The sequence below is a fragment of the Streptomyces sp. NPDC002817 genome, assembly GCF_053592055.1.
Genome location: NZ_JBSFUY010000012.1, coordinates 63,864 through 78,200, shown reverse-complemented (window position 1 = coordinate 78,200; position 14,337 = coordinate 63,864). Strand labels below are relative to the sequence as shown.

Sequence of the window (14,337 nt, the reverse complement as noted above, 5' to 3'; positions counted from 1 at the left end):
GCGTCGATAAGGCGTCATGGATCGGTTCTAAGTATTGACGAGCCGTCAATAGGGCTGGCTACGCACGCAATGCACAAAACTGAATGATCTCTTGTTACATCTCGCTGACCTGTGCAAAGGTTATGCCTTGTCGGCGTGCAGACATTAGAATCCGCGCGCCTTGACCGCTCCCGTACGTCCCCCACGCTTCACAAGAGCTGTCTTCGTCGGGACCGCATACCCCTTGGTATGGACTTTGCTTCGTATGCCCCCGAGAGGAATGCAGCCGTGAATGCCGACGCCACGGACGAACAACTCAGCGCTGAGCTGAAGAAGTGGACCGGGGCCGCGCCCGCGCTCCATCCCGTCGGTGAACTCCTCGACCGCCACTGGGAAGCGGCCTTCGCCTATGCCCGGCTGTGCACCGACAACGCGCGCTCCGCCGGAATGCTCACGACCGCGGCTTTCACCCGACTCTTCGGTGAAACCCTGCGGCAGAACGGGCCGACGGCCGCCTGGCGTCCCCAACTGCTCGTCACCGTGCGCCGGATCGCCGCGGAATGGGACGGCGACCACAGACGGGAACAGCTCCACCCCGAGCTGCGCTCCGGGGACGGGGAGCGCGCCGCCGCCCGTCTGCTGCCGTCCGCGGAGCGCCGACTGCTCTCCGGCGCGTTCCAGCGGCTGCCCCAGTCGGCCCGCTGCCTGCTGTGGCACAGCGAGGTCGAGGCCGAGCCGCTGTCCGTTCCGGCCTCCCTGCTGGGACTGGACGAGGAGGACGCCGGCGTCGAACTGCGACGGGCCCAGGAGCGGTTGCGCGAGGAGTGCCTCCATGTGCACCGCGAACTCGCCCCGGAACAGGAGTGCCGCAGCTACGTCAGGATGCTGGACGTCACCTACCGGCGCGGTGGCGTCGACGTCGACCCCGATCTGCGCGCACACCTGGACCGCTGCAAGCACTGCCGCGACACCGCCGACCAGCTCCAGCAGTTCAACGACGGCCTCGGCGTCGCCCTGGCGGAAGCGGTGCTCGGGTGGGGTGGCCGTGCCTACGCGGAATCCCGCAGCGCCGTGCAGGAGGAGCCGGCTCAGGCGCCTGAGCAGCCGCAGGCCTCGCCTGCGGCCGTCCCGGGCGAGCCCTTCTTCGACGTGACCCCCGCCGCACCCCGCCCGGCCCGCGCGGCCCGCGGAGCCTGCCCCTCGCGCACGGCACGCAAGGAAGCCCGCCGCGCCGCCGCCCGGCGCCGCAACATCGCCGCAGCGGTCCTCACCGTCAGCGGGCTGGTCGTCCTGCCGCTGGTCCTGTGGTCGGCCCTCAGCGGCGGGGACGACACCACCTCGGCCGGCGGCACCCAGGCCTCCGAGACGCCGGGCACCGGAGCGGGCAAGTCCTCCTCCGACTCCTCGTGGGTCGGCTCCGGCAAGGACGTGGAGGGCACGCTGCGCGGCCGTCTGCACAACGTCGACTCCGGACTCTGCATCGGCGTCGTCGGCAAGAAGGCCGTCGAGGGCGCGGAGACCGAGGTCACCAAGTGCTCCTCGAAGACCGACCAGCAGTGGACGTACGAGACGGACGGAACGCTGAGCAGCGTCGCGGACCCGGACCTGTGCCTGGACTCCCACCTCGGCTACTCGGTGCGGCTGGCCCCGTGCACCGGCGCCGGCAAGGCGGAGTCCAAGAACATCCGCTACGACTTCACCCTCCAGGGCAACCTGGTGCCGCGCTGGGACCAGGACCTGGCCCTGACACCCGCCGCCACCGACGGCACGGGCGCTGTGGTCCTGAAGTCCCGTGCCGACATCGCCGTGCAGCGCTGGGTGTTCGACACCTCCAAGACCGACCCCCAGATGGAGGTGGTCAACTGGGACGCGCAGAGCGACACCAAATGGAAGACACCCGTCGCGACCCCCACCCCCACGCCCACACCGACGAAGAAGAAGGCCTCACCGACGCCGTCCCCGAGCCCGTCGACCGCTGAGCCGACCCCGACGAGCTCGTACCCCAGCGGCATGCCCTGCTACGGGTACTACTGCTCGTGGGACGGCCAGTACGGCGGCGGATACGGCGGCGGCTACGGCTACGGCTACGGGGGATACGGCGGCCGGCGCTGACCGCCCGGCTCACACCCCGACGACCTGGAGCGAAGCCCACAGTGCCAGCGTGGCCGGCACCAGTGCGGCCGGGACGGCGAGCAGGCCGAGCCGGGTGAACTCCCCGAGCCCGATCTCGTGCCCGTGCCGCTGCACGATCCGCCGCCACAGCAGGGTGGCGAGCGATCCGGCGTACGTCAGGTTCGGGCCGATGTTCACCCCGATCAGCACCGCGAGCACCGCCCCGGGACCGGCCGTGGCGGTCAGCGGCAGCAGGACCAGCACCGCGGGCAGGTTGTTGATCAGGTTCGCCAGGACGGCGGCCAGCGCGGCGATCCCGAGCAGCGCCACCAGCCCCGAGCCCTCGGGCAGGACGTGCCGCAGCGCGTCGGCGAGCCCGTTGTCGACGACCGCGCGCACGACGACGCCGAGCGCCAGCACGAACGCCAGGAACCCCGGAGCGGCGGACCGCACCACCGTGAGCGGGGTGGCCTGCCGGCGTACGAGGGCACGCCCCGCCAGCACCAGCGCGCCCACGAGGGCCACCCACGCCGGCTCGACGCCGACCGCGGACGCCACGACGAACCCCGCCAGCGTGCAACCCACGGTGACGAGCGCGAACACCGGCAGCTCGGGCGTCTCAGCGGTGTCGGAGCGGGCCACGGAGGTTTTGAGGTCGTCCTCGAAGAAGCGCCGGAACAGCAGATACTCGGCGCCGATCGCGACCAGCCAGGGCAGCGCCATCAGCGCCGCGAACCGGGTGAAACTCAGCCCGCTCGCCGCGAACGCCAGCAGGTTGGTCAGGTTGGACACCGGCAGCAGCAGCGACGCCGTGTTCGACAGGTGTGCGCAGGCATAGAGGTGCGGCTTGGCCCGGACGCCGCTGCGGGCCGCGGTGGCCAGCACGACCGGCGTCAGCAGCACCACCGTGGCGTCCAGGCTGAGCACGGCCGTGATCGCCGACGCCAGCGCGAACACCGCGGTCAGCAGCCGGCCGGGGCGGCCCGCCGAACGGCGGGCCATCCACGCCCCGCAGGCCCGGAAGAGTCCCTCGACATCGCAGAAGTGGGCGAGGACCAGCACCGCGGCCAGGAAGCCGACCACCGGTCCGAGCCGCTCGACCTCCGCCCACGCATGGTCCGGGGAGATCGCCCCGGACGCGATCACCAGCCCCGCCGCGGGGACCGCGAGCACCGCCTCCGGCAGGCCCTTGGGGCGGACGACGGCCCAGGCGAGTACGGCGACGAGCAGGGCTATGGACAGGGTTTCGGCGAGCGGGGTGTTCAGGAGTGTTCCTTCGGGACGTGGTCGTGCCGTACCCGTCCATGAAAACAGGCCCAGGTAAGAGACCCGTCCACCGGGTCAGGCGCCGGGCCCCTCGTCGAAGACCGTGATGAACACCGTGGACTCGTTGCCGGCCACCGGCACCTCACCGGCCGACCAGGCCACCTTCAGCGGTTCCCGCTCGTCCGGCGGTGTGACCAACAACGCGTCCGGGTTGGCGGTACGGGCCCCGCTGACCTCCGGGTTGGAGAACGTGATCCCCGACCACGCGTTCTGCCCCGGCGCCAGCCTCACGGTGGCCGGCGTGCCGGGGGTGCGCTTCGGGTCCGGCCCCAGCTGTTCGCCCGAGGCGTCGACGAACGCGGCGCCCGGATAGCCGTGGAGAGTGCAGGTACGGGACGACGTGTTCGTCAGGATCACGGGGAAGTTCTCCTGCCCGGCCCCGGGATCGTTGCGGCCGAGCGTGGCCTCCAGATCGGAGGTGTGGCAGCGGGTACGCGTGCCGGGCGTGCTGGTGGCGGGGGAGGGCGTCGAGGCCGTGGCGTTCGGCTCCACCGAGGACACGCCCGTCGTCCCGTCGCCGGTGGCCGGGGCGGCCGTGCCGGGCAGCGTCCGCGGCGCGGACACGGAGTCGCCGCCGTCGCCGCAGGCGGTCAGCAGGCCCAGCAGTGCGGCCGCACCCACGAACAGAGCCGACCGGTACGTGTTCACCATGACTCTTCACACTCCTCGTACGGCGCGGTGTGCCCCGTCAGGAAGGTCCGATGCGGCCGCGGCCCGAAAAGTTCGCGCGTTCAGCCCCCGACCCGGACCGAGCCGAGGACCCGCCGGATGCCCGACGGCTCGCCCTGCTGCCGGATCTGCACGTACACCTGCGGCTGCCCGCTGCCGTCCGGGGGAGTGAGCCCGGCCTCGACGACGGAACCGCCGCCCGGGCAGTCGCTCCACGTGCGGACCCTGCCGTGCCACACGGGCAGCGTGTGGTCGCGGGCCCCGTCGTAGTGACAGCCGGGATGGGCGAGGGCGTTCACCAGGGCCGTGACCTCGCCCCGCCCGACCATGCCGACGAACATTCCGTCGACGTCCGCGCCGAGGTCCTGCCACCGCGCCAGGTCGTCCGCGACGGCGAACCCCGGCTGATGACCGGCGGGCAGACCCAGCACGCGCGGATCCCACCCCGAGCCACGCACCTGCCCGGCCCAGATGGCGGGCACCACGGCCGCGACCCGGCCGGTGGCGTCCTCGATCCGCAGCTCGGTCGGCGCCGCCCCGTGGTCCGGCAGCGCGAAGGCCACGCCGGCCACGGCCACCCCGGCCGCCAGACCGAGCAACCGGTGGCGCCGCCGCCGGGGCCTCGGGCCCGTCGCCAGCCGCTCCAGCTCCTCGGCGAAGGCGCGCGCATCGGGCCAGCGGCGCTCCCGGTTCGGCCGCAGCGCCCGCATCAGGGCCCGCCGTACGCCGGGATCCAGGCCCGGACGCAGCCGGTCCGGCCGTACGACCTTCCCCGGCGCGCCCGGCACGCTGCCGGTGACCAGGTGATAGCCGACCGCGCCCAGGCCGTACACATCGGCCCGCACGTCGATGCCCGCACTCGGCTCGGCCTGCTCGGGCGGCCGGTATCCCGCCGAACCCGCGGCCGGCGTGAGCCCGGACGCCTCGGCCGGCCCGAGGTCGGCGAGCAGGACCTCCCGGGCGCCGTCCGGGCCGGCGCGCAGCAACAGATTGGACGGCTTGACGTCCCGGTGCACGATCCCCGCCTCGTGCAGCGCGGCCGCGGCACGGGCCGCCAGCGCGGTGAGCCGCAGCGCCTCGGGGACGGGGAGCGGACCGTCGTCGAGCAGGTCGGCGAGGGTGCCGCCGTCTGCGTACTCCATCACGAAGTAGGGCCTGCCGTCGGGCAGTTCGCCGATGTCGTAGACCTGCGCCACCCGCCGCGAACCCGCCCGGCGCAGCAACCGGGCCTCGGACAGGAAGCGTTCGCGGATGTCCAGTCGGTGCGACCAGTTGTCGGCGAGGACCTTCACGGCGACCGGCGCGTCGAGTGTGTCGTCGTATGCGAGCCACACGGTCCCGAACGCGCCCGTGCCCAGGAGGCGTTCGATCCGGTAGCGGCCGATGCGCTCGATGGAGTGCATACGACTATCATGCCCGCCCTGCGATCCACAGCGAGGGGAGCGCCGCGTGCCGTCCTCGGCCGAGGGATTCGCCCTGCGCGCGGCGGCGGGTGAGAGGGCCGCGCTGGACGAGCAGCTCGCGGCGATCCGGCCCGAAGTGGTCCGGCGCTGCGGCCGGTTCCTGCCCTGCCGTGAGGACGCCGAGGGCGCGGCGCAGGACGTGCTGCTCCAAGTCGCCCGGAGGATCGGCACGTTCGAGGGCCGCCGCAGCCGCTTCAGTACCTGGCTCCGCACGGTCGTCGCCAACTGCGCGCGGCAGAAGTACCGTGAACCGAAACGCCGTTCGGCCGAGCAGCCCGCCCCGATCGATGCCGCGCGGTAGGCCGATCCACGCACCACCAGGGGCATCGCCGACTCCCGCGTCGACCTGCTGGAGGCGTTGGAGCGACTGGAACGCGAACACCCGCACCTGATCGCCCCGTTGGTCCACCGGGACAGCTGCCGGCTGGAGTACGCGGAGGCCGCCGAGCGGGCCGGTGTCCCGCGCGGCCCCTTCAAGTCACGGCTGCACGAGGCGCGCAGACAGGTCGGACCGTGGCCGGCGGACCGGGCCTGAGCGCCGCGCGAGCGCGCGTCAGTCGTCCTCCTCGAGCAGACCGATCTCGGCCCAGATCGTCTTGCCCTCGGTGGTGTGCCGGCTGCCCCAGCGCTGGGTGAGCTGGGCGACCAGCAGCAGTCCGCGGCCGCCCTCGTCCCAGGTCTTGGCGCGCCGCAGATGCGGGGCCGTGTGATTGGTGTCCGAGACCTCGCAGATCAGCGTGGTCTCGTCGTGGATGAGCCGCAGCCGGATGGGGTGCGCGCCGTAGCGGATGGCGTTGGTGACGAGCTCGCTCACCACCAGCTCCGCGGTGAACGACGCCTCCAGGAGGTCCCAGGTGCCCAGCTGGTCGACGACCTGCTTGCGGATCGGGCCGACGAGCGCCGGGTCGGCGGGGATGTGCCAGGTCGCGACCTGGGCGGCGGGCAGCCCTCGGGTGCGGGCCAGCAGCAGCGCCACGTCGTCGGTGGAGCCGCCCGCCGGGAGCAGGGTGTGCAGGACCCGGTCGCAGGTCTCCTCCAGCGACTCCGAGTGCGCCGACAGGGACTCGCGCAGCAGTGCGTGACCGGCGTCGGTGTCCCGCTCACGGGACTCGATCAGACCGTCGGTGAAGAACGACAGCACCGTGCCCTCGCGCAGCTCCAGCTCGGCGGACTCGAAGGGCAGCCCGCCCACGCCCAGCGGCGGGCCGGAGGGCAGGTCGACCAGTTGCGGCGCGGCGCCCGGCGTGATCATCACCGGCGCGGGATGGCCGGCGCGGGCCAGTGTGCAACGCCGCGACACCGGGTCGTAGACCGCGTACAGACAGGTGGCGCCGACCTCGCCGGGGCTGCCCTCGCCGCCGGCCTCCGCGGACAGCCGGACGACCAGGTCGTCGAGGTGGGTGAGCAGTTCGTCGGGGGCGAGGTCGATGTCGGCCAGCGTGCGGACGGCGGTGCGCAGCCGGCCCATCGTGGCGGAGGCCTGGATGCCGTGGCCGACCACGTCCCCGACGACCATCGCGACCCGCATCCCGGACAGCGGGATCACATCGAACCAGTCGCCGCCGACTCCGGCCCGTGCTGCCGGGAGATAGCGCGAGGCCGCGTCCACGGCGGCGGTGCGCGGCAGCTTGCGGGGCAGCAGACTGCGCTGAAGGGCGAGGGCGGTCTCCCGCTCGCGGGAGAAGCGGCGGGCGTTGTCGATGCAGACGGCCGCGCGGGCCGTCACCTCCTCGGCCAGCAGTACGTCGTCGGGCGTGAACGGGTCCGGCCGCCGGAACCGCGTCAGCACCGCGACTCCGAGGGTCAGACCGCGGGCCTGGATCGGTACGGACATCGTCGAGTGGATGCCGTACTCCCGGACCCGCTCGCTGCGCGCCGGGTCCCAGGTCAGCCACTGGTCGAGCTCCCCGGAGGCGACGGTGGCGACGATGGTGCCGCCCGCCACCAGCGAGTCGGCCTGCGGTGAGGTGGCCGGGTACGGCTCCAGCTGTCCGGGCTTGACGACGGCCTCGGGGGTGCCGGGATTGACCGACTGGTGTGCGGCGCGGCGCAGCCCGACCGGTGCGGTGAGCACCGGCGGCGGATCGCCGTTCTCCTGGGGGTCCAGCAGGTCGATGCTGACGAAGTCGGCGAGCGCCGGCACACAGACGTCCGCGAGCTCCTGCGCCGTCCGGGTGACGTCGAGGGTGGAGCCGATCCGCACGCTCGCCTCGTTGACCAGCTGGAGCCGCTCCCGGGCGAGGTAGTTCTCGGTGAAGTCGTGCGCCGCCAGGCACACCCCCCGCACCCGTCCTTCGGCATCGGTGACCGGGGCCATCCGGGCCAGCCAGGCGTGCGCGGCAAGCTCCCCGCCGGTCCGCATGTACGTCTGGACGTCCTCGGCGCGGCCCGAGGCGAGCACCCGCAGCAGGTGCCGCTCCAGCTCCGCGCTCTCCGGCTTGCCGCCGATCTCCGACAGCCTGAGGCCCCGGATGCGGTCCTCGGGCAGTCCGATCACCTCGGCCATGGCGTCGTTGACCCGGCTCAGCCGCAGCCGCTCGTCGTAGACCGCGACGGCGCAGGGCGACTGGACGAGCGCCGCGGTGGCGAGGGGGCCGTCCGGGGAGCCGGTGACCTCCAGCGGGGTGACCACGAGCCACTGACCCGGGCTGCCGTCCCGCGAGCGTCTGTGGTGGGCGAGCAGCCACACGGACACGGTGCGGCCGTCGCGGTGGCGGAGTGTGACGGTGCCGTCCCAGCGGGGGCCCTCGGGGGCGAAGGCCGCGTCCGGACCATCGCTGACCAGCAGATTCGCGGCGGGGTGACCTACGACGTCAGGAGCGGGGTGGCCCAGCAGGCGCTCGGCGCCGCGGTTCCACTCCCGGACCGTACCGAGGTCGTCGATGACAGCCCGTGCCGTCGCGGCATCGTCGAACGGGTAGTCCGGGCTCATCTCGCCACTCCATCGCGGACACTCACAGTGAACAGGCACGTCACTTGAGTTCCAGCCTAGTCCGTCACGCTCGTGCGCGGACGGGAACCCCCTGCGCACCCGGGGGCACGGGCAAGGGGGACATCCGGCCGTTGTGACGCGGGGGGCGGCCGGGTGTGATCGCACCCTTGACGGTCCGGTGTGGCGCGGCGTCAGAATCTGTGTGTTCACGATCAGTTGTGAGCACTTCTGGGCCTTGATGAGGGAGAGCCGCACGCCATGACGGTCACTCGCAGATCTGTCCTGATCGCCTCCGCCGCCGCGCCCGCGGCCGGAGCGTTCCTGAGCCCCTCGGCGGCACTGGCCGCCGAGGCCGCCGACGGGGGCGCCTCGGGCCGCAGCACGGTCGCCCTGCGCGACGGCTGGCGCTTCGCGCTGGTCGACCCGGGCGGGATCACCGACCCGACCGGCGCCTACGACGGCGCCGCCGACCCCGCCTACGACGACTCGGCCTGGCGCCAGGTCGCCGTGCCCCACGACTGGAGCATCGAGCTCGCCCCGACCACACAGAACGGCACCACCAGCGGCACCGGCTTCTTCCCGGGCGGCCTCGGCTGGTACCGCCTCGCCTTCACCCTGCCGCCCGCGTACGCCGGCAAGCGGATCTCGGTGGAGTTCGACGGCGTCTACATGGACGCGTACGTCTACTGCAACGGCACCGAGGCCGGCCACCACCCCTACGGCTACACCGGCTTCGCCTTCGACGTCACCGATCTGCTGCACACCGACGGCACCACCGAGAACGTGATCGCGGTCAAGGTGCAGAACCGGCTCCCCAGCAGCCGCTGGTACTCGGGCAGCGGCATCTACCGCGAGGCCCGTCTCGTCGTCACCGAGCCGGTGCGCGTGAAACGCTGGGGCACCTGCGTCACGACACCGGAGGTCACCGGCGAACGGGCACTGGTCCGGGTGGAGACCTCCGTGGTGAACGGGTCCGGCACCGCGAGCCGGGTCGAGATCCGCTCGACGGTCAAGGACGCGCGCGGCCGGACGGTGACCCGCGCGGCGACCACGGTCGACCTCACCGACGAGGCCACGGAGACCCATGAACTCACCGTCCCCGAGCCCCGGTTGTGGGACTTCGACGACCCGCACCGCTACACCCTGCTGACCGAACTCCGCGTGGCCGGCAAGACCGTCGACACCCACCGCACCCCCTTCGGCATCCGCACCTTCGGCATCGACCCCGACGAGGGCTTCCACCTCAACGGCACCCACGCCAAGTTCAAGGGCGTCGACCTCCACCACGACCTCGGCGCGCTCGGCGCCGCCGTCAGCATCGACGCGATCCGCCGCCAGATGACCATCATGAAGTCGATGGGCGTCAACGCCTTCCGCACCTCCCACAACCCGCCCTCGCCGGAGATGATCCGGGTCTGCGAGGAGCTCGGGATCGTGATGACGGTGGAGGCGTTCGACTGCTGGCGCAGCTCCAAGACCCGCTACGACTACGGCCGGTTCTTCGACGAGTGGTCCGACCGGGACATCGCGGAGATGGTGCTCGCCGCCCGCAACTCGCCCGCCGTGATCATGTGGTCGATCGGCAACGAGATCTCCGAGTTCACCTCCACCGCCGGGCTCACCATCGCCGACCGGCTCATCGCGGACATCAAGGCGCTCGACGCCACGCGCCCGATCGTCATCGGCTCCCACCGGCACCGCAGCGTCCCCACCCCCGGCACCCCGGCCGACCTGATCCTCGCCAAGCTCGACGGTCTCGGCCTCAACTACAACACCGCCAAGTCGGTGGACGCCCTGCACGCCCGCTACCCGCACCTGTTCCTCTTCGAGTCCGAGTCCTCCTCGGAGACCTCGACCCGCGGCGCCTACCAGGAACCCGAACACCTCAACACCGGCGAGAACCACACGCCGGGCAGACGCGCGGTGTCCTCCTACGACAACAACCTCGCCTCCTGGACCATGAGCGGCGAGTACGGGCACAAGAAGGACCGGGACCGTAAGTGGTTCACGGGCCAGTTCCTGTGGTCGGGCATCGACTACATCGGCGAGCCGACGCCGTACGACGTCTTCCCGGTCAAGGCCTCCTTCTTCGGGGCGGTCGACACGGCCGGCTTCCCGAAGGACATGTACTACCTCTTCCAGAGCCAGTGGATCAGTGAGCCGATGGTCCATCTGCTGCCGGTGACCTGGAACCACGCGGAGGGCGACACGGTCGAGGTGTGGGCGTACTCCAACGTCGCCACCGTCGAGCTGTTCCTCAACGGGAAGTCCCTCGGCACCCGGAGGTTCGACACCAAGAAGACCGTCGACGGCCGGGAGTACCTGGAGACCACCGAGGCCACCGGCGACGACAAGACCTTCACCGACGGTCCCTACCCCGGCAGTTACACGAGCCCCAACGGCAGCGCGGGGAAGCTTCATCTGACGTGGGAAGTGCCGTACCGGCCGGGGGAGTTGAAGGCGGTGGCCCGCCGCGGCGGCAAGGTCGTGGCCACCGACGTGCTGCGCACGGCAGGCCCGGCGCGTGCCGTACGGCTGATCGCGGACCGCAAGTCGCTTTCGGCGGACGGACGTTCGCTGGTCTTCGTCACCGCGGAGATCGTCGACGCCCGCGGAGTGGTCGTGCCCGACGCGGAGAACCTGATCACCTTCGAGGTGAAGGGCGGCTCCCTCGCCGGACTCGACAACGGGCGTGAGGAGAGCGCCGAGCGCTACCAGGCCAGCACCCGGACCGCCTTCTGCGGCAAGGCGCTCGCCATCGTGCGGTCGGGCACGGAGCCGGGCGCGCTGAAGGTGATCGCCCGCGCGGAGGGCCTCAGGGCGGGCACCGCGAGCCTGCACACCAAGCCGGTCCGGTCGGTCGCGGCCACCCCGGCGGCCGAGTTCGCCCCCGACCACCCGGCACCGCCGAACTACCCTTACGCGGACGCCAGTTACTCCGGCCGCCCCGACACCCTCCCGGCCGCCATGCTCGACGGCGACGCGGCCACCGGCTGGTCCAACGCCTTCAGCAAGGCGGCCACGGCCCTTCTGCCGCTCTTCAACGGGGCCAGGGCCGAGGACTGGGTCTCCGTGGACTTCGGACGCACCCGGACCTTCGACCGCGTGGAGGCATCCTTCACCTTGAGCTCCACCCACACCCTGCCCGCGGCCGTCGAGGTCGAGGTGTGGGACGGCAAGCGGTACGTGAAGGTACAGGGCGCGGCGGTCGAGTGGGCCACAGCCTCGGACGCGCCGACGGTGATCACCTTCGATGCGGTCCGAGGCTCCCGACTGCGGCTGAACCTGACCGGCAGCCGCCCGGGAGAGGCGCAGGGGGCGATCCGCGTCAGCAGGCTGGAGATACCCGCGACCTGAGCGATGTCACGGTCCGGACAGCCGGTTCCGGAAACACTCCAGGGGCGCGGGGAACCGCGCGACCAGCCACGATGGCGCCGCAGCCGAAATCCGCGCCACCCAGCGGAGTGTTTCGTCTCGTCCGGACCGTTGACGTGGTGTCATGCCTGCAACAAGCATGACCGTCGACCGTCTATTGGGAGCGCTCCCATATCGAGCGCACCCGCAGCTCACCGAGGAGCCCGGACGTGAAAAGACGCAGAACCGCCCTGTTGTCCCTGACGGCCCTGCTGGGAGCGGCACTTGTCGCCTCCCCGGTGTCCACGGCCGCCGCCGAGGAGGTCGAGCAGCTCAAGAACGGCACCTTCGACACCACCACCGAGCCCTGGTGGGCATCCAGCAACGTCACCGCGGGCCTGTCCGACGGACAGCTGTGCGCGGAGGTGCCGGGGGGCACCACCAACCGCTGGGACGCCGCAGTCGGCCAGAACGACGTCACCCTGGTGAAGGGGGAGTCGTACAAGTTCAGTTTCACCGCGAACGGTTCGCCCGCGGACCACGTCGTCCGCGCGATCGTGGGCCTCCAGGTCGCGCCGTACGACACCTACTTCGAGGTCAGCCCACAGCTCAGCGTGTCCGGCGACTCCTACGCGTACACCTTCACCTCACCCGTCGACGCCACCCAGGCCCAGGTCGGCTTCCAGCTCGGCGGCAGCGCGGACCCCTGGCGGTTCTGCGTGGACGACGCCTCACTGCTGGGCGGAGTGCCGCCCGAGGTGTACGAGCCGGACACCGGGCCCAGGGTGCGTGTCAACCAGGTCGCCTATCTGCCCTCCGGTCCGAAGAACGCCACGCTGGTCACCGACGCCACCGCGAAGCTGCCCTGGCAGCTGAAGAACGCCGCGGGCCGTGTGGTCGCCCAGGGTTCGACCACGCCTCGCGGTACGGACGCCTCGTCGGCGCAGAACGTCCACTCCATCGACTTCGGTTCCTACAAGAAGCAGGGCAAGGACTTCACCCTCGTCGCGGACGGCGAGACCAGCCGGCCCTTCGACATCGGCACGAGCGCCTACGAGCAGCTCCGCACGGACGCCGCGAAGTACTACTACACCCAGCGCAGCGGCATCGCGATCCGTGACGACCTGCGCCCGGGCTACGGCCGCGCGGCCGGCCACGTCGACGTCGCGCCCAACCGGGGCGACGGCGACGTGCCCTGCCAGCCGGGCGTCTGCGACTACACCCTCGATGTCACCGGCGGCTGGTACGACGCCGGCGACCACGGCAAGTACGTCGTCAACGGCGGCATCTCCACCTGGGAGCTGCTGAGCACCTACGAACGCTCCCTGCACGCCCGCACCGGGCAGCCCGCGAAGCTCGGCGACGGCACGCTCGCCATCCCGGAGAGCGGCAACAAGGTGCCGGACATCCTCGACGAGAGCCGCTGGGAGCTGGAGTTCCTGCTGAAGATGCAGGTGCCCGCCGGTCAGCCGCTGGCCGGGATGGCGCATCACAAGGTCCACGACGAGGCGTGGACGGGCCTGCCGCTGATGCCGAGCGAGGACCCGCAGAAGCGCGAACTGCACCCGGCGAACACCGCGGCGACCCTGAACCTGGCAGCGACGGCCGCACAGGCGGCCCGCCTCTACCGGCCCTACGACAAGGCGTTCGCGTCCAAGGCCCTCACCGCCGCCCGCAAGGCCTGGACCGCGGCCCTCGCGCACCCGGACATCTTCGCCGACCCCAACGACGGCACCGGCGGCGGCGCCTACCCCGACAGCGACGTGACCGACGAGTTCTACTGGGCGGCGGCCGAGCTGTATCTCACCACGGGGGAGAAGACCTTCGCGGACCACGTGCTGGCCTCGCCCGTCCACACCGCCGACATCTTCGGTCCCCTCGGCTACGACTGGGCCCGCACCGCCGCGGCGGCCCGCCTGGACCTGGCCACCGTGCCGAACAAGCTGCCCGGCCGGGACAAGGTGCGCCAGTCGGTGGTCAAGGGTGCGGACGGCTATCTCGCGACGCTCAAGTCACAGCCGTACGGCATGCCGTACGCCCCCGCGGACAACCTCTACGACTGGGGCTCCAACCACCAGATCCTGCACAACGGCATCGTCATCGCCACCGCGTACGACATCACCGGCGGTTCCAAGTACCGTGACGGCGCCGTGCAGTCCATGGACTACATCTTCGGCCGCAACGCGCTGAACATGTCGTACGTGACGGGCTACGGAGAGGTGAACTCGCACAATCAGCACGCCCGTTGGTACGCCCACCAGCTCGACCCGAGCCAGCCGAACCCGCCGAAGGGAACCCTGGCCGGCGGACCGAACTCGAGCATCCAGGACCCCTACGCACAGAGCAAACTCCAGGGCTGCGTCGGTCAGTTCTGCTACATCGACGACATCCAGTCCTGGTCGACCAACGAGCACACCATCAACTGGAACTCCGCCCTGACCCGCATGGCGTCCTTCGTGGCCGACCAGACGTAGCGCGGAAACAGCTCGACGGGGGCTCCAT

7 protein-coding genes and 1 pseudogene are annotated in these 14,337 nt (G+C 71.6%); 4 read left to right on the top strand and 4 right to left on the bottom strand.

Features of this window, described 5'->3' with window-relative positions; all coding sequences use genetic code 11:
• Nucleotides 1-228: 228 nt before the first annotated feature.
• A complete protein-coding gene (locus tag ACWD3I_RS23205; protein WP_451084161.1) occupies nucleotides 229-2,091 on the top strand; it encodes a ricin-type beta-trefoil lectin domain protein in 1,863 nt (620 codons plus the stop codon).
• Between the two features lie 9 nt (nucleotides 2,092-2,100).
• Here the strand turns inward: ACWD3I_RS23205 and ACWD3I_RS23200 are convergent, their stop codons facing one another.
• The 3 genes from ACWD3I_RS23200 to ACWD3I_RS23190 form a co-directional block, all read right to left on the bottom strand.
• Entirely contained in the window at nucleotides 2,101-3,357 is a 1,257-nt protein-coding gene (locus tag ACWD3I_RS23200) for an arsenic transporter (protein ID WP_365413644.1), read from the bottom strand.
• A 75-nt stretch (nucleotides 3,358-3,432) separates the two neighbouring features.
• Complete coding sequence (locus ACWD3I_RS23195; RefSeq protein WP_365413638.1) at nucleotides 3,433-4,068, bottom strand: DUF4232 domain-containing protein; 636 nt, start codon at nucleotides 4,066-4,068, stop codon at nucleotides 3,433-3,435.
• Between the two features lie 80 nt (nucleotides 4,069-4,148).
• The gene (locus tag ACWD3I_RS23190) at nucleotides 4,149-5,489 is read right to left on the bottom strand and encodes a serine/threonine-protein kinase (RefSeq protein WP_365413640.1); all 1,341 of its coding nucleotides are present in this window, start codon (nucleotides 5,487-5,489) and stop codon (nucleotides 4,149-4,151) included.
• Between ACWD3I_RS23190 and ACWD3I_RS23185 the strand changes: the two are divergent.
• Nucleotides 5,479-6,084 (top strand): annotated as a pseudogene (locus ACWD3I_RS23185) (RNA polymerase sigma factor). The gene ACWD3I_RS23190 and the pseudogene ACWD3I_RS23185 sit on opposite strands and share 11 nt — an antisense overlap.
• Before the next feature lie 18 nt (nucleotides 6,085-6,102).
• Here the strand turns inward: ACWD3I_RS23185 and ACWD3I_RS23180 are convergent.
• On the bottom strand, nucleotides 6,103-8,481 hold the full coding sequence (locus ACWD3I_RS23180) for a SpoIIE family protein phosphatase (protein ID WP_365413642.1): 2,379 nt from the start codon (nucleotides 8,479-8,481) through the stop codon (nucleotides 6,103-6,105).
• Nucleotides 8,482-8,739: 258 nt separating this feature from the next.
• Between ACWD3I_RS23180 and ACWD3I_RS23175 the strand changes: the two genes are divergently transcribed.
• A complete protein-coding gene (locus tag ACWD3I_RS23175; protein WP_451084160.1) occupies nucleotides 8,740-11,838 on the top strand; it encodes a glycoside hydrolase family 2 TIM barrel-domain containing protein in 3,099 nt (1,032 codons plus the stop codon).
• 227 nt (nucleotides 11,839-12,065) lie between these two features.
• Nucleotides 12,066-14,309 carry a glycoside hydrolase family 9 protein gene (locus tag ACWD3I_RS23170; protein ID WP_365408646.1) on the top strand — a complete coding sequence of 748 codons (2,244 nt, stop codon included), beginning with the start codon at nucleotides 12,066-12,068 and terminating at the stop codon, nucleotides 14,307-14,309.
• The last annotated feature ends 28 nt before the right edge of the window (nucleotides 14,310-14,337 follow it).